We start from the raw sequence: 25,100 nt of genomic DNA, 5'->3' as shown, positions 1-25,100 counted from the left end.
CCTCCGCCGGGGACGGCATCGCCCTGGTCGCGGCCGTGCGCACGGCGCACCAGGGCGTCCGCACGGTGGTCCTCGCCGAGCGCGACGACCCGCGCCGCGCCGCGCTCGCCCTGCAGGCCGGAGCCTCGGGCTGGGTGGCCAAGGACTGCTCGCTGTCCCGGCTGCTCGCCGTCATCCGCGGGGTGCTGCGCGAGGAGACCCATCTGCCGCCCGCGCTGCTGACCGGCGTCCTGCGGGAGCTGACGGCGGCGCGCAAGCACCGCACCGACAGCGAGCGGCTGGTGGAGTCCCTGACCCCGCGCGAGCACGAGGTCCTGCGCTGCATGGTGGCGGGTCTGGGCCGCAAGGAGGTCGCGGCCCGGCTGTTCCTGTCCCCGCACACGGTCCGCACCCACATGCAGAACGTCCTGGGCAAGCTCGGCGTGCACTCCACCCTCGCGGCCGTGGCCCTGGCCCGGCGGGCGGGCGTACGGCCGGCGGAGCTAGCCGGGGACGTTGTCGAACGGAGCGGTCAGCTGGCGTAGCAGCGCCGCCAGGTCGCTGCGCCGGTCGGGGGAGAGCTGGGCGAGGATCGCCCGCTCCTGCGCCAGCAGTCCGGCGAGCGCCTGGTCGGCGCGGTCGCGTCCCTCGGGGGTGAGGCGCACCAGCACCCCCCGCCGGTCGTTGGGATCGGGCAGCCGCTCGACCAGGCCCTTCTTGGTGAGCCGGTCGATGCGGTTGGTCATGGTGCCGGACGTCACCAGGGTCTGCGTGAGCAGCTGCCCGGGCGAGAGCTGGTACGGCGCGCCGGCGCGGCGCAGCGAGGTGAGGACGTCGAACTCCCACGGCTCCAGGCCGTGCTCGGAGAAGGCGATCCGACGGGCCCGGTCGAGGTGGCGCGCCAGCCGGCTGACGCGGCTGAGCACTTCGAGCGGTTCCACGTCGAGGTCCGGGCGCTCCCGCCGCCATGCCGCGACCAATCGGTCGACCTCGTCCTCCATGCCGATCAGTGTAAGGGGTCTATCGACATGAAGCATCTTGAAATCAAGTAGCTTTTGATCAAGTCTCTTGACATCGAGATATATTTCGCGCCAGCCTGGGGCATGGAGGGGGCCGGGACCAGCTACCGCTTCCCCCCGCCCCGCCAGTAGGGAGGCTCGAACATGCATTCCGACACAGCGCCGGCCGTCCGCTCCCGGACGGCCACCGAGGGCCCCACCCCCTCCGCGCCCACCTGGGACCCGCAGCAGTACCTGCGGCACGCCGGCCACCGCACGCGGCCCTTCGTCGACCTCCTCGCCCGCATACCCCAGCTGCCCGGCCCCGCCCCCCGCATCGCCGACCTGGGCTGCGGCCCCGGCAATGTCACCGTCCTGCTGGCCGACCGCTGGGCCGACGCCCGTATCACCGGCTACGACCTCTCGCCCGAGATGCTCCAGCGCGCCACCCAGGAACACGCCGGCCCCACCCCCGGCGGCGGCAGCCTCGACTTCCGGCCCGGCGACATCGCCTCCTGGCTGCCCGAGGAGCCCTACGACCTGATCGTCTCCAACGCCGCCCTGCAATGGGTGCCCAGCCACCCCGGCTCCTTCGCCGCCTGGATCAACGGCCTGCGGCCCGGCGGCACCTTCGCCTTCCAGATCCCCGGCAACTTCCAGGCCCCCAGCCACAATCTGCTCGCCACCCTCTGCGAGAGCCCGCGCTGGCGCAGCCGGCTCGCCGGCCACGGCGCCCGCTACAACCACCTCCTCGAACCCGCCGAATACCTCGCCCGGCTCACCGAACTCGGCTGCGAGGTCGAGGTGTGGGAGACCGTCTACTACCAGATGCTGACCGGCCCCGACCCGGTCCTGGACTGGGTCAAGGGCACCGCCCTGCGTCCCGTACTGACCGCCCTCGGCGACGACCACGAGGCCGTCTCCGCCTTCCTGCTCCAATACCGTGACCTGCTGCGCGGCGCATACCCGCCCGGCCCCCGGGGCACGGTCTTCCCGTTCCGGCGAATCTTCGCCATTGCCCGAAAAGAGAAGTGAACCCATGCTCAGCGCCGTCGACCACGTCCAGCTCGCCGCCCCGCCCGGCACCGAGGACCAGCTGCGCGCGTACTACGGGGACGTCCTCGGCATGACCGAGATCCCCAAACCGCCCGTCCTCGCCGCCCGCGGCGGCTGCTGGTTCGCCGCCGGCGCCGTGCAGCTCCACCTGGGCGTCGAAGAGGACTTCCACCCCGCCCGCAAGGCCCACCCGGGCCTGCGCGTGACCGGGATAGAGACCTACGCGCGGCAGCTGGAGGAACGCGGGGCCAAGGTCGTCTGGGACGACAACCTCCCCGGCCACAAGCGCTTCTACTCCGAGGACCCCGTCGGCAACCGCCTGGAGTTCCTGGAGCCCACCCCATGACCCCTGGGACCCGTGCGACCCCCGTGGCCCCCGTGGCTCCCGGGACCCCCGCCAGGCCCCGCCCCGGCGCATGACACGGCGGCGCCCCGCCACCGGCCGAGAGGCCGGGTGACGGGGCGCCGCCGAGCGGGGTGCCGGATCAGCCGATGCTGCGGTAGTTCCAGCCGCTCTTGAAGAAGACCGGGTTCGCCCAGACCGTGCTGCCGAACGGGTTGCCCGCCTGCGCCCGGTAGACGTTGCCGGAGGTGTCGACCACGACCAGGTCCGCCTTGCCGTCGGCGTTCAGGTCGCCGGGCGAGGTCACGCTGGCGATGTTCTGGACGATCAGGTTGTTGACGTACCAGCGCGGCTTGAACGGCGCCGAGGCGTTGCCCGTGCCCTGGTGGTAGTAGATGTCGCCGTTCGCCAGGACACCGGCCGCGTCCGCGTGGCCGTCGCCGTTGAAGTCACCCGCGGCGATGAACCGGTACTGGTCCCAGCCGCCGCCCACGTTGATCGGCGCCGCGAACTTGTTGCCCGTGCCGTCGCCCTGGTGGACGTACAGGTTGCCCCAGATGTCACGGGTCAGCAGGTCGCCCTTGCCGTCGCCGGAGACGTCGCCGCCGCCGACCACGTAGCTGGTCACGCCCCACCAGTCACCGGCGATGGACTGGCCGGTCGAGCGGTTGGTCAGACCCCACTGGTTGAACTGGAGCTGGTGACCCCAGTTGATCTTGTCCAGGCCGCCGGCCAGCACCAGCTGCGAGCCGTCGTCCGGCCACACGAAGCTGCCGCTCTTGCGCGGCTCCAGGAAGTCGCCGCTCAGCTTGTTGATGTGCTGCCAGGCCTGGCCGGCCGCGTCCACCGAGGACAGGCTCTTCTTGCCGTAGACCGGGGTGATGCTCGCACCGGCGAACATCTCCAGGTTCGTCCAGTTCTTCCCGCAGTCGTACTGCCAGGTGAACTTGCCGTCGCCCTGCGAGAAGTGGCAGAACAGGTCGCCCGTGCCGGTGACACCCATGATGTCGGCCTTGCCGTCACCGTCGATGTCGTCGGCGGCGATCAGCTGGCTGTAGAAGGTCCAGCCGGACGCGATCTGCGTACGCCACTGGAAGACGTTGGCGCCGCCGTTACCGGTGCCCTTGTGGAAGAACAGCTCACCGGTCGGCATCCGGCCGATGACGTCGCCGGCGCCGTCGCCGTCCACGTCACCCGCGCCGAGGATCTGGTCGTACTGCTCCCAGCCGCCGCCGACCTTCACCCGGCCCGCGAACGGGCTGGAGACGTTGCCGGTGCCCGCGTAGTAGTACAGCTCACCGGCCGGCGTACGGGCCAGCAGGTCCTGGCGGCCGTCGCGGTTGAGGTCACCGGCCGCGATCACCCGGTTGTAGATCTGCCAGCCGTTGCCGGTCCACAGCGGGGCGCCGGCCCAGTTGCCGGACGTCTCGCGCAGCTGGAGCTTGCCGTCGAACGTCACCGTCAGGATCTCGGGATTCCAGTTCCCCACGGCATTGCCCAGGGCGACGATGTCCTTGACCGTCTCGGTCTCGTCGCCCTCGATACGGAAGTCGACGACCGGCGAGTCCGGCTTGCTGGTCGGGAACGCGCCGGTGTAGCCGCTGACCGTACGGAACAGCAGGTCGCTGAACCCGTCGCCGTCGAGGTCCAGACGCGGCTGCTGGACCGCCGCGACCGCTTCCGCGCCCTGCGGGGCCACCCGCAGACCGTCCTGGGTCTTCGGGGCGGCAGCCTTGGGCGCCACGACACCCGCGGCCGGAGCGGGCGCGGTCGGGCGGCCGTCGGTCGGCTTGACCGACGGGGCGACGGTCACCGACGGACGGTCCGACGCCTTGCCGGCGGCCGAGGCCGGACCGGCGGACAGAAGGGTGCCCGCGGAGAGCGCCAGAGCGGTGCAGGCGGCAAGGCGGGCGAGGCGCTGGGAGCGCGAAGAGGACAAGAGGGTTTCTCCCTGGATCGCAAGGTGAAACCGGGTGGACGCGTCGACATCCACGGGCCGGCGCGGGCACGAGAGCATGCCGGACAGCGCCGCCTGAGTGGTTTGTACGTTCCCCCCCGGGAAGTGATCACAGCGTACGTCCGAGCCGCCCGAGGAAGAAGCGGTTTCCCGTACAACCTTTCGGCCGCCCGACGATCGCCCCTCAGCTCTTGCGGTGACCCACCAGACGCGGCTTCGACTCCAGCCCGTCCAGCCCGTGCCAGGCCAGATTGACCAGGTGCGCGGCCACCTCCGCCTTCTTCGGGCGGCGTACGTCCAGCCACCACTGGCCCGTCAGCGCCACCATGCCCACCAGCGCCTGCGCATACAGCGGAGCCAGCTTCGGATCGAAACCCCGGGCCTTGAACTCCAAGCCCAGAATGTCCTCGACCTGCGTCGCGATATCGCTGATCAGCGACGCGAACGTACCCGTCGACTGGGCCACCGGCGAATCACGGACCAGGATCCGGAAACCGTCCGTGTACGTCTCGATGTAGTCCAGCAGCGCGAACGCCGCCTGCTCCAGCAACTCCCGCGGATGCCCCGCCGTCAACGCACCCGTCACCATGTCCAGCAACTGGCGCATCTCCCGGTCCACCACGACCGCGTACAGGCCCTCCTTGCCGCCGAAGTGCTCGTACACCACCGGCTTGGACACCCCGGCCTTCGCCGCGATCTCCTCCACCGACGTGCCCTCGAAACCCTTCTCCGCGAACAGGGTGCGACCGATGTCCAGCAGTTGCTGGCGCCGCTCCGCGCCCGTCATCCTCACCCGGCGGCCACGCCGGGGCCTGTCACTGCTGGAAGTACTGCCGTCGATCGCCACGCCCCCCATCATGCCGCGTTCGCGGCGTCTTCCCTGCGTCGGGAGTCGATCCGCGACGCCGACGGCCAGCGCACGTCCGACGCCCACCCCAGCAGCTCGAACCAGCGGATCAGCCGCGCACTCGAATCCACCTGCCCGCGCAGCACCCCGTGCCGCGCCGACGTCGGGTCCGCGTGGTGCAGGTTGTGCCACGACTCCCCGCACGACAGCACCGCCAGCCACCACACGTTGCCCGACCGGTCACGCGACCTGAACGGCCGCCTGCCCACCGCGTGACAGATCGAATTGATCGACCAGGTCACATGGTGCAGCAGCGCGACCCGCACCAGCGAACCCCAGAAGAACGCCGTGAACGCACCCCACCACGACATCGTCACCAGACCCCCCACCAGCGGCGGCACCGCCAGCGACAGCACCGTCCACAAGACGAAGTCACGGCTGATCCGCCGGATCACCGGGTCCTTGATCAGATCGGGCGCGTACTTGTGCTGATCGGTCTGCTCCTCGTCGAACAGCCATCCGATGTGCGCCCACCACAGGCCCTTCAGCAGCGCCGGCACCGTCTCCCCGTACCGCCACGGCGAATGCGGATCACCCTCCGCGTCGGAGAACCTGTGGTGCTTGCGGTGATCAGCCACCCACCGCACCAGCGGCCCCTCCACCGCCATCGACCCGGCAACCGCCAGCGCAATCTTCAGCGGCCGCTTCGCCTTGAACGACCCGTGCGTGAAATACCGGTGGAAGCCGATCGTGATCCCATGGCAGGCCACGAAATACATGAACACCATCAGGGCCAGATCCAGCCAGCTCACCCCCCAGCCCCACGCCACCGGCACCGCCGCCACCAGCGCCACGAACGGCACCGTGATGAACAGCAGCAGCGCGACCTGCTCCACCGACCGCTTCTGCTCACCACCCCGCGTCGCGGACGGCTCCGGCCCGTCCGCAGGCGCGGCGGGCTCCTCCAACAGATCGGGCGAAAGAGTCATGAGGCTTCCCCTGGGGGGTGAGGGAGTCGGCGACGCCGCGACACACGCGACCTACGGAACCGTAACCTACGGCATCGTAAGTATGGCAGGGCCGCGCCCCACGACAAGGCCACGCACCCGCCACACGACCACCCCTCGAGCCTTTGGCCAGGCACTGCCCCCAGCCACCTATCCTTGGGGGCGTCGGACAGCGCGGTCCGCGCCCCCAGTAGCGTTCACAACACTGCAAGGAGCCGTCCCGTGAGCAGTGCTGACCAGTCCACCCCCGGCGCGGAGCTGCGCGCGGACATCCGCCGCCTCGGCGACCTCCTCGGTGAGACCCTCGTCCGCCAGGAAGGCCCAGAGCTCCTCGACCTCGTCGAACAGGTACGGGCCCTCACCCGCACCGACGGCGAGGCCGCCGCCGCACTGCTCGGCGACACCGACCTGGAGACCGCCGGCAAGCTCGTCCGCGCCTTCTCCACCTACTTCCACCTCGCCAACGTCACCGAACAGGTCCACCGAGGCCGCGAGCTGCGCACCCTGCGCGCCGCCGAAGGCGGCCTCCTCGCTCGCACCGCCGACATGCTCAAGGACGCCGACCCCGAGCACCTGCGCGAAACCGTCGCCCACCTCAACGTGCGACCGGTCTTCACCGCCCACCCCACCGAAGCAGCCCGCCGCAGCGTCCTCAACAAGCTCCGCCGCATCGCCGCCCTCCTGGAAGAACCCGCCACCGGAGCCGGCGACCGCCGCCGCCACGACCTGCGCCTCGCCGAGAACATCGACCTCATCTGGCAGACCGACGAACTGCGCGTCGTACGCCCCGAGCCCGCCGACGAAGCCCGCAACGCCATCTACTACCTCGACGAACTCCACGCCGGCGCCGTCGGCGACGTCCTGGAGGACCTGGCCGCCGAGCTCCAGCGCGTCGGCATCGAACTCCCCGCAGGCACCCGCCCCCTCACCTTCGGCACCTGGATCGGCGGCGACCGCGACGGCAACCCCAACGTCACCCCCGACGTCACCCGCGAAGTCCTCATCCTCCAGCACGAACACGGCATCACCGACGCCCTCGAACTCGTCGACTACCTGCGCGGCCTGCTCTCCAACTCCATCCGCTACACCGGCGCCACCGAAGAACTCCTCGCCTCCCTCCAGGCCGACCTCGACCGCCTCCCCGAGATCAGCCCCCGCTACAAGCGCCTCAACGCCGAAGAGCCCTACCGCCTCAAGGTCACCTGCGTCCGCCAAAAGCTCCTCAACACCCGCGAACGCCTCGCCAAGGGCACCCCCCACGAAGAAGGCCGCGACTACCTCGGCACCGCCGAACTCCTCACCGACCTCACCCTCGTCCAGACCTCCCTGCGCGAACACCGCGGCGCCCTCTTCGCCGACGGCCGCATGGACCGCACGATCCGCACCCTCGCCGCCTTCGGCCTCCAGCTCGCCACCATGGACGTACGCGAACACGCCGACGCCCACCACCACGCCCTCGGCCAGCTCTTCGACCGCCTCGGCGAGGAATCCTGGCGCTACGCCGACATGCCCCGCGCCTACCGGCAAAAGCTCCTCGCCAAGGAACTCCGCTCCCGCCGCCCCCTCGCCCCCACCCCCGCCCCCCTCGACGCCGCCGGCGCCAAGACCCTCGGCGTCTTCCACACCGTCAAGGACGCCTTCGAGAAGTTCGGCCCCGAAGTCATCGAGTCCTACATCATCTCGATGTGCCAAGGCGCCGACGACGTCTTCGCCGCCGCCGTCCTCGCCCGCGAAGCCGGCCTCCTCGACCTCCACGCCGGCTGGGCCAAGATCGGCATCGTCCCGCTCCTGGAAACCACCGACGAACTGCGCGCCGCCGACATCATCCTCGACGACATGCTCGCCGACCCCTCCTACCGGCGCCTGGTCTCCCTGCGCGGCGACGTCCAGGAAGTCATGCTCGGCTACTCCGACTCCTCCAAGTTCGGCGGCATCACCACCAGCCAGTGGGAAATCCACCGCGCCCAGCGCCGCCTGCGCGACGTCGCCCACCGCTACGGCGTCCGCCTGCGCCTCTTCCACGGCCGCGGCGGCACCGTCGGCCGCGGCGGCGGCCCCTCCCACGACGCCATCCTCGCCCAGCCCTGGGGCACCCTCGAAGGCGAGATCAAGGTCACCGAACAGGGCGAGGTCATCTCCGACAAGTACCTCGTGCCGTCCCTGGCCCGCGAGAACCTGGAACTGACCGTCGCGGCCACCCTGCAGGCCTCCGCCCTGCACACCGCACCCCGCCAGTCCAGCGACGCCCTCGCCCGCTGGGACGCCGCCATGGACATCGTCTCCGACGCCGCCCACGCCGCCTACCGCCACCTCGTCGAAGACCCCGACCTGCCCGCCTACTTCTTCGCCTCCACCCCCGTCGACCAGCTCGCCGACCTCCACCTCGGCTCCCGCCCCTCCCGCCGCCCCGACTCCGGCGCCGGCCTCGACGGACTGCGCGCCATCCCCTGGGTGTTCGGCTGGACCCAGTCCCGCCAGATCGTCCCCGGCTGGTACGGCGTCGGCTCCGGCCTCAAGGCCCTGCGCGAAGCCGGCCAGGACGACGTCCTCACCGAAATGGGCGAACGCTGGCACTTCTTCCGCAACTTCCTGTCCAACGTCGAGATGACCCTCGCCAAGACCGACCTGCGGATCGCCCGCCACTACGTCGACACCCTCGTCCCCGACAACCTCCGCCACGTCTTCGACCTCATCGAAGCCGAACACGCCCTCACCGTCCGCGAGGTCCTCGCCCTCACCGGCGGCGAAAAGCTCCTGGACTCCAACCCCGCCCTCCAGAAGACCTTCGCCGTCCGCGACGCCTACCTCGACCCCATCTCCTACCTCCAGGTCACCCTGCTCGCCCGCCAGCGCGCCGCCGCCGAACGCGGCGAGCAGCCCGACCCCCAGCTCTCCCGAGCCCTCCTGCTCACCGTCAACGGCGTCGCCGCCGGCCTGCGCAACACCGGCTGACCCCGACCCACCCCGCACACGACGAAGCCCCCCGCCCCGGGACGACCCGGGCGCGGGGGGCTTCGTACAAGGTGCTGCTACTGGTCCTACCGGTCCTACTGGGCGCGACGACGGCGCACCATCAGCACCGCACCCGCCGCCATCAGCACACCCGCCAGCGTCGCCAGCAGCCCGATCGGCGCGTCCGAACCCGTCGACGCCAGGTCACCCGACGGCGACGACGGCGAGCCGGACGGCACCGGAGCCGAGGACGCCGGCGCGGCCGACGACGGCGAGGCGCTCGTCGACGTCGAACCGGACGGCTTCGGGCCGGTCGAGCTCGACGCCGAAGCCGACGCCGACGTCGAGGCCGAGGGCGAGGAGGACGTCGACACCGACGTGCTCGGCGACGGCGGGGTGCTCGGCTTGGTGGACGCCGGGCAGGTGTGGGACAGGTTGAACCACGAGAGCTTGCCGCCCTGCACCTCGGCCACGGCCGAGGTCAGCTTGGCACCCGGCGCGGACGCGACGTACGCGTGGTTGTCGTCCGGCGGACCGAACGAGGTGATGACCTGCTGCCCACCGGGCTCGAAGGTCACCGTCAGCTTCACGAAGGAGATCTCCTTCGGGTTGCCCGGAGCGATGAAGTGCCAGCCGTCCTGCGTGGCCGGGACCGAGGCGCACTTCGCCTCGTTGCTGCCGAACCCCGCAGCAGTCAGGGGCACCTGCTGGTGCAGCGGGATCGTGTACGTATCGGCCGCGAACGCTGGCGTGGCGACCAGCAGCGAAGCGACCGCCGGCACGGCCACGGCCGCCCGGCGAAGACGGGATATGGACATTACGCACCTCTGCTACGAGGGAAAGGAATCAGCCATGGGGGGCGGCGCCAGCCAGCATGATGGCGCCACCCCCAAGGGTCAAGTCACACCGCACCACCCGGCACGACGACCCCGCCGACCCCTACGAAATGCCCCGACTTCCTACGAGTTGTACGCCGACTGCGCCCGCTCCAGCCCCTCCAGCACCAGACACTCCACCGCATCCGCCGACCGGTCCACGAACCAGTCCAACTCCTTGCGCTCCGCCGACGAAAAATCCTTCAGCACGAAATCGGCCACCTGCATCCGACCCGGCGGCCGCCCGATACCGCACCGCACCCGGTGATAGTCCGCACCCATCACCTTCGTCATCGACTTCAGACCGTTGTGCCCGTTGTCCCCGCCACCCAGCTTCAACCGCAACGTCGCAAAGTCGATGTCCAGCTCGTCATGGACCGCCACGATCCGCTCCACCGGCACCTTGTAGAACTCGCGCAGCGCATTCACCGGACCACCCGACAGATTCATGAACGACATCGGCTTCGCCAGCACCACCCGACGGTTGCCCGGACCGGGCGGACCCAGCCGACCCTCCACCACCTGCGCACGCGCCGACTTGTGCGCCTTGAACTTCCCGCCCATCCGCTCCGCCAACAGGTCCACCACCATGAACCCGATGTTGTGGCGGTTGCCCGCGTACTCGCCACCGGGATTCCCCAGACCCACGACCAGCCAGGGAGTCATCGCGTCATCCGCCATCACAAACACTCCTCGAAACAGGGACGACCGCCGCCCCGCTCCAGTGGAGCAGGACGGCGGTCGGTCAGGCAAAACGTCGGACCGGGAAGGCTCAGGCCTCCGCGGACTCCTCGCCCTCGGCACCCTCGGCGGCCGGCTCCTCGGCCTGCGGCGCGACGACCTGCAGAACGGCGGTCTCACCGTCGACGGCCAGGGTGGTGCCCTTCGGCAGGACCAGGTCCTTGGCGTGGATGGCGGCACCGGCCTCAAGGCCCTCGATGGAGACGGTGACGGCCTCGGGGATGTGGGTGGCCTCGGCCTCGACCGTGATGGTCGCCAGCAGGGTCTCCAGCATGTTGGCGCCGGCAGCCAGCTCGCCCTCGGTGTGGACCGGAACCTCGACCGTGACCTTCTCGCCCCGCTTGACGACGAGGAAGTCCACGTGGTTGATGACCGGCTTCAGCGGGTGACGCTGCACAGCCTTCGGGATGACCAGCTCGGTGCCGTCGCCCGCGATGTCCAGGGAGATCAGGACGTTCGGGGTCTTCAGCGCCATCATCAGGGCGTGTGCCTCGACGTTGACGTGCTTCGGGTCCTGGCCGTGACCGTAGACGACGGTGGGGGTCAGGTTGGCGCGACGGGCCTGGCGGGCAGCGCCCTTGCCGAAGTCGGTGCGCAGGGTGCCGGTGAGCTTCACCTCGGACATGTTCACTCCTCGTGGGGTGACGACGAAATTCGGACAGTCACCCGGCCACAGAACGGCCTGCTACGAAGAGCGCGTCGATAACGGAGCCCACACACAGGTGCGGCCTCCCTCGCCGAGCAACTCCACGAGTCTACCCGGCCGGGAGGCCGCACCAAAAAGGATCACCAGCGGATCCGCCTAAGGATCACCGACGGACCCGGACCCCGAGGGCCCTTACTGCTGCTCCTCGAACAGGCTCGTCACCGAACCGTCCTCGAACACCTCACGCACCGCACGCGCGATCATCGGCGCGATCGACAGCACCGTGATCTTGTCCAGCTCCAGGTCCGACGGGTCCGGCAGCGTGTTCGTGAACACGAACTCACTCACCTTCGAGTTCTTCAGACGGTCCGCAGCCGGCCCCGACAGGATGCCGTGCGTCGCCGTCACGATCACGTCCTCGGCACCGTGCGCGAACAGCGCCTCCGCAGCCGCGCAGATCGTGCCACCGGTGTCGATCATGTCGTCGACCAGCACACACACCCGGCCCTTGACCTCACCCACGACCTCGTGGACGGTCACCTGGTTCGCCACGTCCTTGTCACGACGCTTGTGCACGATCGCCAGCGGCGCATCCAGCCGGTCGCACCAACGGTCCGCCACCCGCACACGGCCCGCGTCCGGAGACACCACCGTCAGCTTGCTGCGGTCCACCTTCGCGCCCACGTAGTCCGCCAGCACGTTCAGCGCCGACAGATGATCCACCGGACCGTCGAAGAAGCCCTGGATCTGGTCCGTGTGCAGATCCACGGTCAGGATCCGGTCCGCACCCGCCGTCTTCAGCAGATCCGCCACCAGACGCGCCGAGATCGGCTCACGACCCTTGTGCTTCTTGTCCTGACGCGCATACCCGTACGACGGGACGATCACGGTGATGGAACGGGCCGACGCGCGCTTCAGCGCATCGATCATGATCAACTGCTCCATGACCCACTTGTTGATCGGAGCCGTGTGGCTCTGGATCACGAAGCAGTCCGCACCGCGCGCCGACTCCTCGAAACGAACGTAGATCTCACCGTTCGCGAAGTCGAAAGCCTTGGTCGGCACGAGATCCACACCCAGCTGGTGCGCGACCTCCTCGGCCAGCTCGGGGTGGGCGCGGCCGGAGAAGAGCATCAGCTTCTTCTCGCCGGTCGTCTTGATCCCGGTCACAGCACTGTCTCCTCAGACGTGTTGAAAGCTGCTCGGCCCCATGCGCGTCCGTCCCGCGCACGGCGAACCAGCCGAATTGCGTGCACCTATCACGGTACGCCGTCCCAGGCGCACCTGTTTCCGGACAGACTCCGTCACAGACCCTCGGAGCCGGCGCCACCCGCCGACTGAGCCGCCTGCGCCGCAGCACTCCCCGGACGCTTACGAGCCACCCAACCCTCGATATTCCGCTGCTGACCACGGGCCACAGCCAGAGCACCGGGCGGCACATCCTTGGTGATCACGGACCCGGCAGCCGTGTACGCGCCGTCCCCGATCGTGACGGGAGCCACAAACATGTTGTCCGAACCCGTCTTGCAGTGCGAACCGACCGTCGTGTGGTGCTTGTGCTCACCGTCGTAATTCACGAACACACTCGCCGCACCGATGTTCGTGTACTCACCGATCGTCGCATCACCCACGTACGACAGGTGCGGAACCTTCGTCCCCTCACCGATCGTCGCGTTCTTCATCTCCACGTACGTGCCGGCCTTCGCCTTCGTCCCCAGCACCGTCCCCGGACGCAGATAGGCGAACGGACCCACCGACGCCGAGTCCCCGACCACCGCACCGTCCGCCACCGTGTTGTCCACCCGCGCACCCGCACCCACCCGGGTGTCCCTCAGCCGCGTGTTCGGACCCACCTCGGCACCCTCACCCACGTGAGTCGCACCCAGCAGCTGCGTACCCGGATGCACCACCGCGTCCTGGCCGAAAGTCACCGCCACATCCACGAACGTACTACCGGGGTCGACCACCGTCACGCCCCCCAGCATCGCCCGCTCCAGCAACCGCGCGTTCAGCAGCGCCCGCGCCTCCGCGAGCTGCACCCGGTTGTTGATCCCCAGGATCTCCCGGTGATCGCCGCCCACCGACGCACCCACCCGGTGCCCCGCCTCACGCAGGATGCCGAGCACATCGGTGAGGTACTCCTCACCCTGGCTGTTGTCCGTACGCACCTTCTTCAGCGCATCCGCCAGCAGAACACCGTCGAACGCGAACACACCCGAGTTGATCTCCCGGATCGCCCGCTGCGCGTCGGTGGCGTCCTTGTGCTCCACGATCGCCTTGACCGCACCCGACTCGCTGTCGCGCACGATCCGGCCGTACCCGGTGGAGTCCGGCACCTCGGCCGTCAGGACGGTGACCGCGTTGCCGTCGGCGGCATGCGTGTCGACCAGCGCGGCCAGGGTCTGCCCGGTCAGCAGCGGAGTGTCACCGCACACCACGACCACGGTCCCCTCGACAGTCCCGCCGAGCTCCTCCAGAGCCATCCGGACGGCGTGCCCCGTGCCGTTCTGCTCGTACTGCACGGCGGTCCGCACGCCGGCGTCGACGGTGGCGAGGTGCGCCTGCACCTGCTCACGGGCGTGCCCGACCACGACGACGAGGTGGGTGGGGTCCAGCTCACGGGATGCGGCGACGACGTGACCGACGAGCGAGCGCCCGCAGATCTCGTGCAGAACCTTGGGTGTGGCCGACTTCATGCGGGTGCCCTCACCCGCTGCGAGTACGACGACGGCTGCCGGGCGGTTGGCGCTCACGGGTGTGCCCTTCGGCTTCGGGTGGTGGACCCGTGCAGGATACCGGGGCGTTACGGGGCTTGAACGAGGACGGGTCCTGACCTGGTGGTCAGGACCCGAATCTGTATGGCTCCGCCGCTTGGATTCGAACCAAGACCGAACACCTTCAAAGGGTGCCGTGCTGCCGTTACACTACGGCGGATCACTTGCTCAGACCTTACCCGAGGGCGCCGCCGCTGTGGCACTGATTCCAGCCCACCACCCTTCGATGTGGCGGTAGAGATCGGCGCCCTGCAGGACGCGAACCGACAGGCAGCCTCGGTAGTCGACGCCGGTGTTCGTGCGGTTCGTCCGCGGGTTGTGTCTCTTGAGTGCAGTCTTGCCGAAGTGCTCGCTTCCCAGGCCGACCACGTCAGACCAGTAAGCCTCGGCGCCCAACACGTCAGCCGACTCGTGGATCTGCAAGAAGAACCTCAGCCTCTTGTCTTCCACGCCGAGGAGCCGGAGCCAGCGGAGGAACAGTTGGATCATGGCAGGGTCACTGTTCGCGAAGTTGATGTACGGCTGAGGCTTGGCCTTTGCGCCCTCCGCCCAGTAGAGGGCCACGCCGATGAGGAACAGCTCGCGATCGTTGACCGGCCCGATCTCCTCGGCAGCCGCCTTCCTTACGGCCTCGTATCCGACCTTGCGGCGTTCATGGGCTTCACGCCTCCCCTGCTGCGCGCGCCGCATATCTGTGCCCGCGGGCTTCGTGCGCTTGGCCGGCCTGGGCAGGTCCCGGACCCAGAGCGAGATTGAGCTCTTGGAGCAGCCGAGCTCGACCTGGATCTGGTCGTAGGTCATGCCCTGGCTGCGGAGCTCGCGGGCGCGGTCGCGGAGGTCGTCCTTGGCGTTCGGGCGCTTGGTCCATTCCGGGGCCGGCTCGCCCTGGAGCAGGCGGTTGAGGATGTCGTTGTTGTCCACGTGCAGCCGGTCGCGGATCTGGCGGCGGCTGAGGCCTTCGCGGCGGAGGGTGACTGCCTGGGCCCGGAGGCCCTCGAAGTCGGCGTATTTGCTCATGGGTCGAGCTTCGTCCCGGAATGTGGGATTCCTGTCCCAGTGGGCGGTTGATTCATTCATACGTGCGATTCGTCGCGGATCGCCGGATTTTCGTTCGCTTGTGTGCTGGGACCCGCCCGTACGCTGGTGGGCATGACCAGTACGGGGGAACAGCACGACCGAGAGGGGCGGGCGGGCCCGCTGTGGTGGGGGCGGCCGGGGGAGGCCGTGCTGGACGTGGGGCTGGGGCTCGCGTCCGCCGTCGAGTGCGGCTTCGAGGGCGTGGGCCTGGCCCGGGAGGCCGGGGTGCCTACGGCCGTCGGGGTGGTGTTCGCCGTGCTCGTGGGCGCCACGCTGGTGGTGCGCCGCCGCTGGCCGATCACGGTGGTGCTGGTCGGCATCGCCGTCACGCCGGCCGCCATCGGCTTCCTGCTCGCGCTCGTGGGCCTGTACACGCTGGCCGCCTCCGAGGTGCCCCGGCGGATCACGATGACCTTGGCCTCGATGTCGTTTGTGGGGACGTTCATCGTGATGTGGGTGCGCACCCGGGCGGAGGACGAGCTCGCCACGGGGTTCGTGTTCACGCTGGCGCTGTTCATGGCGATCGCGCTGAACGTGCCGCCGGTGCTGTACGGGCTCTACATGGGTGCCCGGCGCCGTCTGCTGGAGAGCCTGCAGGAGCGGGCGGACTCGCTGGAGCGGGAGCTGTCGCTGCTGGCGGACCGGGCGGAGGAGCGGGCGGAGTGGGCGCGGCAGGAGGAGCGGACGCGGATCGCGCGGGAGATGCACGACGTGGTGGCGCACCGGGTGTCGTTGATGGTGGTGCATGCGGCGGCGTTGCAGGCGGTGGCGTTGAAGGATCCGGCGAAGGCGCAGCGGAATGCGGCTTTGGTGGGGGACATGGGGCGGCAGGCGTTGACGGAGTTGCGGGAGATGTTGGGGGTGCTGCGGGCGCCGGTGAAGGCTGCGTCCTCCGAGGCTGCCGTTGCCCCGTCGGTTGTGCCTGTTGTGCCTGTTCCCTCGGCCGTGGCGGCGGTGGCGGGGCCGGTGGAGGAGGGGCCGTCGTTGGGTGAGCTGCACGCGTTGGTGGGGCAGTCGCGGGCGGCGGGGATGGTGGTGGAGCTGGATGTGCGGGGTGAGGCCGTGGCGTATCCGGTGGAGGTGGAGCAGACGGCGTACCGGGTGGTGCAGGAGGCGTTGACCAATTGCCACAAGCATGCGCCGGGTGCGGAGGTCGTGGTGCGGATGGCGCATCGGGGGGAGGAGGTGGCGGTGCAGGTGGAGAACGGTCCGTGTGACGGTCAGGCGGTGGTGCCGGGGCTGCCGAGTGGGGGGAACGGTCTGGTGGGGATGCGGGAGCGGGTGCAGGGGCTGGGCGGGGTGTTCGTGGCGGGGCCGACGGATGTGGGTGGTTTCCGGGTGTCGGCGGTGTTGCCGCGTCCGGCTGCTGCGGGGTGTGCGTAGCGGTAGCGGTTCGCCTGCTGCGGGCGTGCGGGCGTGCGGGCGTGCGTACTCCGGCGTACTCCGGCGCGCCCGTACGTCCGTACGCCCGTACGCCAGTACGCCCCCACGGCCGGGGGCCGGTCAGTGGGGTTCGGTGGGGGCCGCCGTGGTGAGGCGGGTGGGCTGGAGGCCGGTGAGGAGGGTGGTGAGGGCGTCGTCGAGGGTGGCGCCGAGGTACCAGTCGCCGGTGTGGTCGATGGAGTAGACGCGGCCGGTGGCGTCGAGGGCGAGGTGGGCGGTGCCGTCGGCTTCGACGCCGAGGGGGCAGAGCTGGGTGGACAGGGCGCGGCCGAGGTCGGCGAAGGTGCGGGCGAGGTGGAGGCCGGTGAGGGGGTCGATGCGCAGGGGGGCGGGCGCTATCTGCCGGCCGGGTCCGGGTGCGGGGATGGTGAGGCCGCCGAATTCGGCCCAGGCGTCGACGGCGGCGGGAAAGACGGTGTGCCGGTGGCCGGCGGGGGTGGTGTGGTCGCGGAGTGCGTCGGCCCAGTATTCGGCTTGTTTGATGTCCCAGCGTCCGGGTTGCCAGCCGGCGGTGCGCAGGGCGTTGTCGACGGCGACGGGGAAGCGGGTGGCTGAGGAGCGGCCGTAGGAGGCTGAGGCGGCGGCGGTCATGGCTTCTCGGGTGTGGTGAGGTCGACGGGGCGTACGCCGAAGTGGGCGAGGAGGGCGTCGCAGGAGCGGCAGGGGGGTGCGTAGCTGCCGTGGAGGGGGTCGCCGTCCTCGCGGATGCGGCGGGCGGTGATGCGGGCGTTCTTCAGGGAGCGTCTGGCTTCGCCGTGGGTGAGGGGTTTGCGGGAGGCGCGTCTGCTGCGGGTGCCTTCGACGGTGGTGAGGTGGCGGGAGAGCAGGATCGCTTCGGGGCAGCGGCCGGTGAAGCGTTCGCGTTGGTTGCTGGTGAGGGTGTCGAGGAAGTCCTGTACGAGGGGGTGCAGGGTGGGGGGCTGGTCGCCTTTTCCTGCGGTGCTGGTGAGGGTTTCGCCGCGGACGGAGAGGGCGGCGGCGACGGTGGGGAGGATGCCGTCGCGGCGGAAGCGCAGGACGGGTACGGCTGGTCCGTCGGTGTTGCTCCAGCGCAGCCGGGGGTCGCCGGTGGTGTCGTGTGCGGCCGGGCCGGTGTGCGGCGCCGGTGCTGTGGCGGTGTTCTGCATGGTGCTGCTCTTCCTCCCGTGGCTGCGGTGGTTGCCGCTGTGCGCACGCCCCCGTGCTGAGGGGACAGCCTGCCAAATGTCCCCTGTCGCGCGGAAGCGGGGTCGAATATTCGTATCAATCCGGACGTTCCCGGTCCGCGTGCGGGTGGTTGGCGCGCGGGTGGCTCAGGGGCGGCGGTGGCTCTTGCCGGAGCGCATAGGCTGTGGTGAATCAGCCAGATCCAGCAGGGGGCTACCGCCATGACGACAGGTCGGCTCGGGCAGCAGGCCGCGCCACCCAATGCCGCGTACTCGGGGCAGGTCGTGCATTTCCCGGACCCGGTCCGGGCCGCGCGGCATCCCCAGGGGGTGCGGATGGACGGGGACGGTCATCCTGACTTCTCCCCTTACGCGCGGGCGGCGGTGGAGATCGCCGAGCCGCCGGAGGGTTTCGGCGTGGACGAGCTGCGCCTGACGGACTATGTGTCGGCGAATGCTGCGATGCGTGCGGCGGGGCATGAGCTGTGGGACACGGTGGGTCCGGTGTCGACTCCGCATGGCTGGACGTGGCACCACCGGGCGGGTTCGCGGCGCTTGGAGCTGGTTCCGGTGGAGGTGAAGGCGCTGCTGCGGCATCACGCGGGTCTGGCGTCGGCGTCGGTGGACCATTCCAAGCGGGGTACGCGGCCGTTGCAGGAGGTGCGTCCGGTGCATCTGGCGCTGCCGAAGTCGGTGGTGTCGGTGTCGGAGGTCCAGATCCAGGGTGTGGAGGAGGATCTGGGGTACCGGCTGCCGGAGGCGTACCGCTCGTTCCTGAAGGCGGCGGGTGGTTGTGCGCCGGTGGGTGCGGGGCTGGACGTGGAGCTGGGCGTGCTGGTGGATCAGCCGTTCTTCACGGTGCGTGAGGAGGCGGCGGTCAATGACCTGCTGTACGTCAACAAGTGCTTGCGGGACCACCTGACGAAGGACTACCTGGGGGTGGCGTTCGTGCAGGGCGGGTTGCTGGCGGTGAAGGTGAAGGGTGACGCGGTCGGTTCGGTGTGGTTCTCGCCGTTCGACGACGGGCGTGACCGTGACGGGTGGTCGGTGCAGGAGCGCGTGGAGCGGCTGTTGTTGCCGTGCGGTTCCGATTTCGACGCCTTTCTCGAACGGTTGGCGGGGAATCCGCCGGAGCTGGAGCAGGTGGCCGGTCTGATGGTGGACGGCGGTTTCGCGCGTTCGGTTCCGGTCTCGGTGGAGGGTTGATCGCGCCGTGGTGACGTTTGCGCAGGCGCAGGAGCGCGCCGAGGAGTGGATCAACGGCGATGTGCCGGCGTACCAGCATCGTGAGGTGCGGGTGCGGGAGTTCGGGCTGGGTTTCGTGGTGTGGGCCGAGGACCGGCCGGCGGGCCCGGTGTCGGGTGGTGGCCGGCAGCGGTTGGTGATCGCGCGGGACAGTGGTGAGGTGACGTTGTGGCCGGGGTTGCCGGTGGGTGAGGTGATCCGTCGGTACGAGGAGGAGTACGGGAGTGCTTCGGGCGGGGTTCCGGAGGTGTCGGTGCCGGCGCCGCGGATCGACTCGGAGCAGACGTCGTTCATGTTGAGTCCGCCGGAGTGGCTGGAGGCGGCGGCGGGGGCGTCGGTCGGGGGTGCGGCGCCTGCTGCTCCTGTTCCTGCCGTGGCTGCTCCTGCTGCGGGGCCGGGTACGCCGGGTGCGGGTACGCCGGTGCCTTCGGCGCCGGGTGCGCCGGGTGCGCCGGGTTCGTCGGGTGCCCCGGGTGGTACGCCGGGTGCGGGTACGCCGGTGCCGGGCGCTCCTGGTGCCTCCCCGGCCTCGGCTCCGTCCCAGGCCTCGGCTCCGTCTCCGGCTCCGGCCCCGGCCCCGGGTGGGACGCCGGGGGCGGGTACGCCGGTGCCGGGCGGGCCCGCGTACGAGCCGACCGCGAGCGACGGGGTGCCCGTCGGGGCGACGCCCTGGGCGGGGACCGATGTGAACCCGGGTGCGGACGACGCGTCCGTGCCGCTGCCGGCGACCGTGTTCGCGCCGCCGCTGTCCGGCTCGGACTTCGACGACCAGGCCGCGCCCGCGGTGGGTTCCGAGGCGAAGACGACGCTGATGCCGGGTGGTAGCCGGCTGCCGGCGACGGCGATCGCCCCGGTCCTCGACGCGGCCGCCCTGCACGACGCGCCGACCGACCGGGCGGAGATCTCCCGTCCGGCGGCTCCTGCGGCTCCGGCGGCTCCGCAGCCGCCGGGTCCGCCCGGTGCGCCCGGTGCGCCGGGGGCGGCCGGTATGCCGCCCGTGCCCCCTGGTCCTCCTGGGGCGCAGGGTGCGCCTGTGCCCCCTGGCCCGCCGGGAGCCCCTGGTGCGCCTGTGCCTCCCGGTCCGCCCGGTGCTCCGGCTTCGCTGGGTGGCGGGCTGGATCATGCCGCGACGATGCTGGCCGGTCCTGCGGTGGTCGGTGGGCCGCCGGCGCCTCCTGGTCCTCCTGGTGTGCCGGGGGCTGCTGGTGCGCCGGTTGCGCCGCCTGGTCCGCCCGGTGCGCCTGGTTCTCTTGGCGGTGGGCTGGATCATGCGGCGACGATGCTGGCCGGGCCCGCTGTGGTGGGTGGCCCGCCGGCGCCTCCCGGCCCGCCCCGGGCCCCTGGCGCCCCCGGTGCGTCCGGTGCTCCCGTCGCGCCTCCCGGTCCGCCCGGTGCTCCGGCTTCGCTGGGTGGCGGGCTGGATCATGCCGCGACGATGCTGGCCGGTCCTGCGGTGGTCGGTGGGCCGCCGGCGCCTCCTGGTCCTCCTGGTGTGCCGGGGGCTGCTGGTGCGCCGGTTGCGCCGCCTGGTCCGCCCGGTGCGCCTGGTTCTCTTGGCGGTGGGCTGGATCATGCGGCGACGATGCTGGCCGGTCCTGCCGTGGTGGGTGGCCCGCCGGCGCCTCCCGGCCCGCCCCCAGCCCCCGGTGCCCCGGGTGCGCCCGGTGCTCCCGGTGCTCCCGCTTCGCTGGGTGGCGGGCTGGACCACGCGCCGACGATGATGGCCGGCCCCGGTTCCGTACCGCAGCCTCCGGCGGCGCCCGGACCCGTACCGCAGCCCCAGGCCGGCCCGGCCGCGGCGCCGCCGCAGCCGGGTGTGCCCACGGTCGGGCCCGGCTACCAGGCCGTGCTGCGCTACCGCGCGCACGACGGCTCCGAGCAGCAGCTCATCCGCCGCTCGGCGCCCGGTACGCCGCACCCGGAGTGGCAGATCCTGCACGAGCTGCGTGCGATGAACGTGCCGCCGCAGCAGGTGCTGGAGCTGCACACGGAGCTGGAGTCGTGCGAGCTGCCCGGCGGGTACTGCGCCCGGATGATCCGGGAGACCTGGCCGCAGGTGCGGATCACGCACGTGGCGCCGTACGGCCAGGACCATGCGGCGCGGCAGGCCGGTATGCGGCACCTGCTGACCCATCAGGGTGAGCTGCACCAGGTGGCGGACGGTCCGGCGCGGCCGGCGCCGGTACGGGCGCCGCTGCCGCAGGTTCCGCTGCAGCCGGCGATCCCGATGGAGGCGATCGCGCAGGAGCTGCAGGCCGCGTTCGGTCCGCAGGGCGTCTTCCGCTTCGACCAGCGGGCGGTGTCCCGCCAGGGTGTGCCGGAGATCGTGGCGCAGACGCTGGTGTGGGCGGGTTTGCCGGTGGACGTGGGCCCGTTCTTCTGGGCGCAGGCGCAGCCGGGCCGGCCGGTGCCGACGCTGGCGGAGCTGGCGGCGCAGCGGCAGGTGCAGCCGGCGTCGGACGCGGGTTCGTACCTGGTGGTGGGCAGCGACTTCGGCAAGGCGCTGTGTGTGCAGTACGGGACGGCGCACATCGTGGCCGTCCCGGTGGAGGGCGGGCCGGGCGGTGCTCCGGTGCCGCCGCAGTTCGTGAACTCCAGCCTGCCGCAGTTCGTGCGTTCGCTGGCGATGCTGGGTCAGATGTGGCGGCTGCGCCAGCATCTGACGCAGGAGCAGGCGGGTCGCTGGACGGTCGATTTCCAGGCGAATCTGGCCGGTCTGGACAGTGCTGCGCTGGCGTCGCCGGAGAGCTGGTGGTCGGTGCTGCTGGAGCAGATGTGGGACGGACTGCTGTGACACGGTGACGGCGTGACGGCTGCGACGGCTCGACGGTCCGACGCGGCGTGACGGCTGTGGACGGATCGGCAACTGGCCGGGTCGCAACCCCCGCAGAGGGGTTGCGGCCCGGCCATTGCGCTCTTCCGGTCATAAATGGCGCATCCTTGGCAGGGAACCCGATGCGATCCGGCCCCGTGAGAGAGGCGCTTCCACGATGAGTGCTGCACCCATGTCACCTCATGGCTTCGCGACCGTGCGCGGACGCGGCTACCGCCCGGCGGAGGTGGACCGGTATCTCGCCCGGCTGTCGGGCGGCCGGGACGAGGCGTGGGAGCGGGTGGCGCGGCTGACGGTGCTGGCGCGGCAGATGGAGGCGGAGGCGCAGCGGCTGCGGGAGGCGGTCGCGGCGCTGGCGCCGCAGACGTACGACGACCTGGGCGAGCGGGCCCGGCGGATCCTGGCCCTGTCGCTGGAGGAGTCGGAGGCGGTACGGGGCGACGCGCGCGCGGATGCGCAGGCGGCGGCGGACGCGGCCCGGGCGCACGCGGACCGGGTGGCGGAGCTGGCCCGGCAGGACGCGGAGGCGGTGCGGGAGCAGACGGAGGTCCGGATCCGGCAGGCGCTGACGCGGCTCGGGCAGGAGGCGGACGAGGCGCGGGGCCTGGCGCGCCGGGACGCGGCGGCCTGGCGCGGGGAGGCGCAGGCGGGGCTGGAGGAGATGCACCGGCGCTGCGAGGCGGTGCGCGCGGAGCAGGAGGCGGACCACCGGGAGCGGTGGGAGGCGGCGGAACGGGAGCGGGAGCAGCGGGAGGCCGAGCTCCAGGCGCGGCAGTTGGAGCTGGAGCGGTACGGGGAGAGCGTGCTGGCGGAGGCGCGCCGGGCGTATGCGGAGGCGGAGGAGTCGGCGCGGCACGGGCAGGAGGACGCGGAGGCGCGGGCCGCGGAGCTGCTGGCGCAGGCCAAGGTGGTGGAGGAGCGGGTGGCGCGCGAGACGGACCGGATCCTGCGCGAGCACGCGGCGGCGCAGGAGGAGGTGCGGGCCCACATGGACCACGTCCGCGCCAGCCTGGCGGCCCTGACGGGCCGCCCCACCCCGGCGGACGGCTGACGGGCCGCCCCACCCCGGCGGACGGCTGACGGGCCGCCGCGCCCCGGCGGACGGCTGACGGGCCGCTGCGCCGCCGGACGGGGCGCGCGGTGCTACGTCGACGACAGGGTCTGGCGGCCCGGTCGTACCCGTACGACGAATGCGTCGAGGGCGGCGTGGGCGCCGGGTTCGGCGGGCAGCCGGGTCGTGGCCTGTGCCTCGTCCAGGGCTTGGTGCAGGGCCTGGACGTCCGCTTCCAGTGCGGCGCGCTGCGGTCCCTCGGCCGGTGCGTGTTCCGCCGCGGTCTTCGCCTCGATCAGCTCGGCCAGGTAGGCCGGGGCCTGAGGTATTTCCCGCAGCAGGGTCGGCAGGTGCGCCTGTACTGCGCCGGTGCGCATCAGGTGGATTCCGGTCAGCAGGGCCCGGAAGGCGTACAGCAGCGGTTTGAGTTCGCCGGTCTTCTCGAAGAGCCGCCACTGGGTGGAGGCGAATCCCCGGTAGTGGTGGGCGTGGTGGAGGGTGAGTACGTGGGGGGCGAGGTCGCGCAGCTCCGCGTGTTCGGGGGTGGTGTGGACGACGAGCGGTGAGAGCAGCTGTTCCAGGACGTAGCCGTTGCGCCGGAGCATGAGGCGGACGAACTTGCGTACGTCGTGGGTGACGAGGTCCATCTCGACGCCGTCGTGGTCCCACATCCTGTTGCGCGTCTCCTCCGGCTCGCGCAGGCCGAGGAGGTCTTCGGCGGGCAGCAGGTGTACGCCGCGCAGGTCCACGTCCGAGTCGTGGGAGGGGAACCCGTAGAGGTGTGCTCCGGAGACGGTGGCGAAGAGCAGGGGGTCGGGCTGCTCGGCGACGATGGGGGTGAGGTCCAGGCTCAGTGCGTCCAGCATGGGCCCATCTTCCCCGTCGCCCCCGCAGGTCAGTTCGGCCGGGGGAGGAAGGCGGCGACGAGGCGGGCGATCTCGGGGAGGTGGGTCTCCAGGGCGAAGTGGCCCGCGGTTTCGAGGATGTGGAGCTCGGCGTCGGGGAGGTCGCGCAGGTAGGCCTTGGCACCGGCCGGGGTGAAGAACGGGTCGCCGGCGCCCCACACGATCAGGGCCGGCGGGCGGTGCCGGGACAGCCAGGTCTGCCAGGCGGGGTAGCGGGCGACGTTGGAGTGGTAGTCGAAGGCGAGGTCGACCTGGGCGTCGGCGCGGCCGGGCAGGTCCAGGAAGTGCTGGTCGAGGGTCCAGCTGTCGGGTGAGAGGAGGCTGGGGTCGCCGACCCCGGTCTCGTACTGCATGCGGGTGCCCTCCAGGGTGAGCAGGGACCGCACCTGCTCCGGTGCGCCGGGGGTGTCCGGGCGCAGTGCGATGAAGGTGCGGGCGGTGTCGGAGAGCCCGTCTTCGTAGGCGTTGGCGTTCTGGACGACGAGGGCGGTGATCCGTTCCGGCCGGCGTTCGGCGAGGCGGAAGCCGACGGGGGCGCCGAAGTCGAAGACGTACAGGGCGAACCGGTCCAGCCCCAGTGCGTCGGTGAACCCCTCCACGGTGTCGGCGAGCGCGTCGAAGGTGTACGAGTAGCCGGCCGGGGCCTCGGTGTGGCCGAAGCCGGGGTAGTCGGGGGCGATCAGGCGGTACGGGGTGTCGGCGAGGGCTCGCATCAGGCCGGTGAACTGGTGCGAGGCGGTGGGGAACCCGTGCAGCAGGAGGAGGACGGGCCCGTCGGCGGGGCCGGCCTCGCGGTAGAAGACGCGGACGCCGTCGACGTCGGCGTGCCGGTGGTGGATCCCCTGCGCGGTCACGCTCATCACGCTCATCACATGCCTCCTGATGGGAAGTTTCCATTAGTCTTGCCCGTGACTGCTAATGGGTCAAGGGATTCACGTAGCATTAGAGGGTGACTGATGCGTTTGTGCTGGTCGGGGAGCCGCTCGCCCTGGACCTGGTGAACACCCGCACCGCCGGCGGCGATCTGATCGCCCGCCCCGAGGACCTTGCGGCCTGGCTTGAGCGCCAGCAGGGACGGCTGACCCCGGTGTCCGAGGTCGGCGCGGCCGAGCTGGCCGCCGTGCACGCCGTGCGGGAGGCGACGCGGGCCGCGCTGGCCGCCGTACGGGCCGGGAGCCGGCCGGACCCGGCGGAGCTGAACGCCGCCCTCGCCGCCGCCCCCGCCC

General features: G+C 71.1%; 23 protein-coding genes and 1 tRNA gene. 9 read left to right on the top strand and 15 right to left on the bottom strand.

What is annotated here, in order from left to right; genetic code table 11:
* A partial coding sequence (locus tag GPJ59_RS14245; protein ID WP_219667478.1) for a LuxR C-terminal-related transcriptional regulator occupies positions 1–524 on the top strand: 524 nt, incomplete at its 5' end.
* Here GPJ59_RS14245 and GPJ59_RS14240 read toward each other — a convergent pair.
* A complete protein-coding gene (locus GPJ59_RS14240) occupies positions 483–980 on the bottom strand; it encodes a MarR family winged helix-turn-helix transcriptional regulator (RefSeq protein WP_219667477.1) in 498 nt (165 codons plus the stop codon). The two genes, GPJ59_RS14245 and GPJ59_RS14240, sit on opposite strands and share 42 nt — an antisense overlap.
* A gap of 162 nt (positions 981–1,142) precedes the next feature.
* Here GPJ59_RS14240 and GPJ59_RS14235 point away from each other — a divergent pair, with 162 nt between their 5' ends.
* Together GPJ59_RS14235 and GPJ59_RS14230 are read left to right on the top strand one after the other, a co-directional pair.
* The gene (locus GPJ59_RS14235; protein WP_219667476.1) at positions 1,143–2,012 is read left to right on the top strand and encodes a trans-aconitate 2-methyltransferase; all 870 of its coding nucleotides are present in this window, start codon (positions 1,143–1,145) and stop codon (positions 2,010–2,012) included.
* Positions 2,013–2,016: 4 nt separating this feature from the next.
* Entirely contained in the window at positions 2,017–2,379 is a 363-nt protein-coding gene (locus tag GPJ59_RS14230) for a VOC family protein (protein WP_219667475.1), read from the top strand.
* 139 nt (positions 2,380–2,518) lie between these two features.
* On the opposite strand, the gene GPJ59_RS14225 is transcribed toward GPJ59_RS14230, so the two are convergent.
* The 3 genes from GPJ59_RS14225 to GPJ59_RS14215 all read right to left on the bottom strand — a co-directional run bounded on the left by GPJ59_RS14225 (position 2,519) and on the right by GPJ59_RS14215 (position 6,169).
* Complete coding sequence (locus GPJ59_RS14225; RefSeq protein WP_219667474.1) at positions 2,519–4,315, bottom strand: FG-GAP repeat domain-containing protein; 1,797 nt, start codon at positions 4,313–4,315, stop codon at positions 2,519–2,521.
* A 202-nt stretch (positions 4,316–4,517) separates the two neighbouring features.
* Positions 4,518–5,192 carry a TetR/AcrR family transcriptional regulator gene (locus GPJ59_RS14220; protein ID WP_219667473.1) on the bottom strand — a complete coding sequence of 225 codons (675 nt, stop codon included), beginning with the start codon at positions 5,190–5,192 and terminating at the stop codon, positions 4,518–4,520.
* Positions 5,189–6,169, bottom strand: a complete 981-nt coding sequence (locus GPJ59_RS14215) for an acyl-CoA desaturase (protein ID WP_219667472.1) — start codon at positions 6,167–6,169, stop codon at positions 5,189–5,191. Before GPJ59_RS14215 ends, GPJ59_RS14220 begins: the two co-directional genes overlap by 4 nt.
* Before the next feature lie 240 nt (positions 6,170–6,409).
* On the opposite strand from GPJ59_RS14215, the gene ppc reads away from it, so the two are divergent.
* The gene (gene ppc / locus GPJ59_RS14210; RefSeq protein WP_219667471.1) at positions 6,410–9,139 is read left to right on the top strand and encodes a phosphoenolpyruvate carboxylase; all 2,730 of its coding nucleotides are present in this window, start codon (positions 6,410–6,412) and stop codon (positions 9,137–9,139) included.
* A 95-nt stretch (positions 9,140–9,234) separates the two neighbouring features.
* On the opposite strand, the gene GPJ59_RS14205 is transcribed toward ppc, so the two are convergent.
* The 7 genes from GPJ59_RS14205 to GPJ59_RS14175 all read right to left on the bottom strand — a co-directional run bounded on the left by GPJ59_RS14205 (position 9,235) and on the right by GPJ59_RS14175 (position 15,192).
* Positions 9,235–9,957 (bottom strand): LPXTG cell wall anchor domain-containing protein, encoded by a 723-nt coding sequence (locus tag GPJ59_RS14205; RefSeq protein WP_219667470.1) that lies wholly within the window; start codon positions 9,955–9,957, stop codon positions 9,235–9,237.
* Positions 9,958–10,098: 141 nt separating this feature from the next.
* A complete protein-coding gene (gene pth, locus GPJ59_RS14200; RefSeq protein ID WP_219667469.1) occupies positions 10,099–10,695 on the bottom strand; it encodes an aminoacyl-tRNA hydrolase in 597 nt (198 codons plus the stop codon).
* Positions 10,696–10,786: 91 nt separating this feature from the next.
* On the bottom strand, positions 10,787–11,380 hold the full coding sequence (locus tag GPJ59_RS14195) for a 50S ribosomal protein L25/general stress protein Ctc (protein WP_219667468.1): 594 nt from the start codon (positions 11,378–11,380) through the stop codon (positions 10,787–10,789).
* 213 nt (positions 11,381–11,593) lie between these two features.
* The gene (locus GPJ59_RS14190) at positions 11,594–12,571 is read right to left on the bottom strand and encodes a ribose-phosphate diphosphokinase (RefSeq protein ID WP_219667467.1); all 978 of its coding nucleotides are present in this window, start codon (positions 12,569–12,571) and stop codon (positions 11,594–11,596) included.
* Positions 12,572–12,705: 134 nt separating this feature from the next.
* On the bottom strand, positions 12,706–14,154 hold the full coding sequence (gene glmU / locus GPJ59_RS14185; RefSeq protein WP_219667466.1) for a bifunctional UDP-N-acetylglucosamine diphosphorylase/glucosamine-1-phosphate N-acetyltransferase GlmU: 1,449 nt from the start codon (positions 14,152–14,154) through the stop codon (positions 12,706–12,708).
* 106 nt (positions 14,155–14,260) lie between these two features.
* A tRNA-Gln gene (locus GPJ59_RS14180) sits at positions 14,261–14,335 on the bottom strand.
* A gap of 8 nt (positions 14,336–14,343) precedes the next feature.
* Entirely contained in the window at positions 14,344–15,192 is an 849-nt protein-coding gene (locus tag GPJ59_RS14175; RefSeq protein WP_219667465.1) for a hypothetical protein, read from the bottom strand.
* Positions 15,193–15,324: 132 nt separating this feature from the next.
* On the opposite strand from GPJ59_RS14175, the gene GPJ59_RS14170 reads away from it, so the two are divergent.
* Positions 15,325–16,635: a sensor histidine kinase gene (locus tag GPJ59_RS14170; RefSeq protein WP_219667464.1), complete on the top strand. Its 1,311-nt coding sequence runs from the start codon at positions 15,325–15,327 to the stop codon at positions 16,633–16,635.
* A gap of 120 nt (positions 16,636–16,755) precedes the next feature.
* On the opposite strand, the gene GPJ59_RS14165 is transcribed toward GPJ59_RS14170, so the two are convergent.
* Together GPJ59_RS14165 and GPJ59_RS14160 are read right to left on the bottom strand one after the other, a co-directional pair.
* Positions 16,756–17,286 carry an SUKH-3 domain-containing protein gene (locus tag GPJ59_RS14165; protein ID WP_219667463.1) on the bottom strand — a complete coding sequence of 177 codons (531 nt, stop codon included), beginning with the start codon at positions 17,284–17,286 and terminating at the stop codon, positions 16,756–16,758.
* The gene (locus tag GPJ59_RS14160) at positions 17,283–17,822 is read right to left on the bottom strand and encodes a YwqJ-related putative deaminase (protein WP_219667462.1); all 540 of its coding nucleotides are present in this window, start codon (positions 17,820–17,822) and stop codon (positions 17,283–17,285) included. Before GPJ59_RS14160 ends, GPJ59_RS14165 begins: the two co-directional genes overlap by 4 nt.
* Before the next feature lie 240 nt (positions 17,823–18,062).
* Between GPJ59_RS14160 and GPJ59_RS14155 the strand changes: the two genes are divergently transcribed.
* From GPJ59_RS14155 to GPJ59_RS14145, 3 genes are all read left to right on the top strand, one after another.
* Positions 18,063–19,046: an SMI1/KNR4 family protein gene (locus tag GPJ59_RS14155; RefSeq protein ID WP_219667461.1), complete on the top strand. Its 984-nt coding sequence runs from the start codon at positions 18,063–18,065 to the stop codon at positions 19,044–19,046.
* 7 nt (positions 19,047–19,053) lie between these two features.
* Positions 19,054–21,879 (top strand): SUKH-4 family immunity protein, encoded by a 2,826-nt coding sequence (locus tag GPJ59_RS38500; RefSeq protein WP_219667460.1) that lies wholly within the window; start codon positions 19,054–19,056, stop codon positions 21,877–21,879.
* A 196-nt stretch (positions 21,880–22,075) separates the two neighbouring features.
* Entirely contained in the window at positions 22,076–22,969 is an 894-nt protein-coding gene (locus GPJ59_RS14145) for a DivIVA domain-containing protein (RefSeq protein ID WP_219667459.1), read from the top strand.
* A gap of 92 nt (positions 22,970–23,061) precedes the next feature.
* Here the strand turns inward: GPJ59_RS14145 and GPJ59_RS14140 are convergent, their stop codons facing one another.
* Together GPJ59_RS14140 and GPJ59_RS14135 are read right to left on the bottom strand one after the other, a co-directional pair.
* Positions 23,062–23,835, bottom strand: a complete 774-nt coding sequence (locus tag GPJ59_RS14140) for a nucleotidyltransferase domain-containing protein (protein WP_219667458.1) — start codon at positions 23,833–23,835, stop codon at positions 23,062–23,064.
* 29 nt (positions 23,836–23,864) lie between these two features.
* Complete coding sequence (locus GPJ59_RS14135) at positions 23,865–24,743, bottom strand: alpha/beta fold hydrolase (RefSeq protein WP_219667457.1); 879 nt, start codon at positions 24,741–24,743, stop codon at positions 23,865–23,867.
* An 80-nt stretch (positions 24,744–24,823) separates the two neighbouring features.
* Between GPJ59_RS14135 and GPJ59_RS14130 the strand changes: the two genes are divergently transcribed.
* On the top strand, positions 24,824–25,100 hold a 277-nt coding region (locus GPJ59_RS14130), incomplete at its 3' end, for an ABATE domain-containing protein (RefSeq protein WP_219667456.1).

The sequence above is a fragment of the Streptomyces bambusae genome (assembly GCF_019400985.1).
Lineage (GTDB): Bacteria > Actinomycetota > Actinomycetes > Streptomycetales > Streptomycetaceae > Streptomyces > Streptomyces bambusae_A.
The sequence above is the reverse complement of the archived record's forward strand: the minus strand, read 5'-3'. Positions and strand labels throughout refer to the sequence as shown.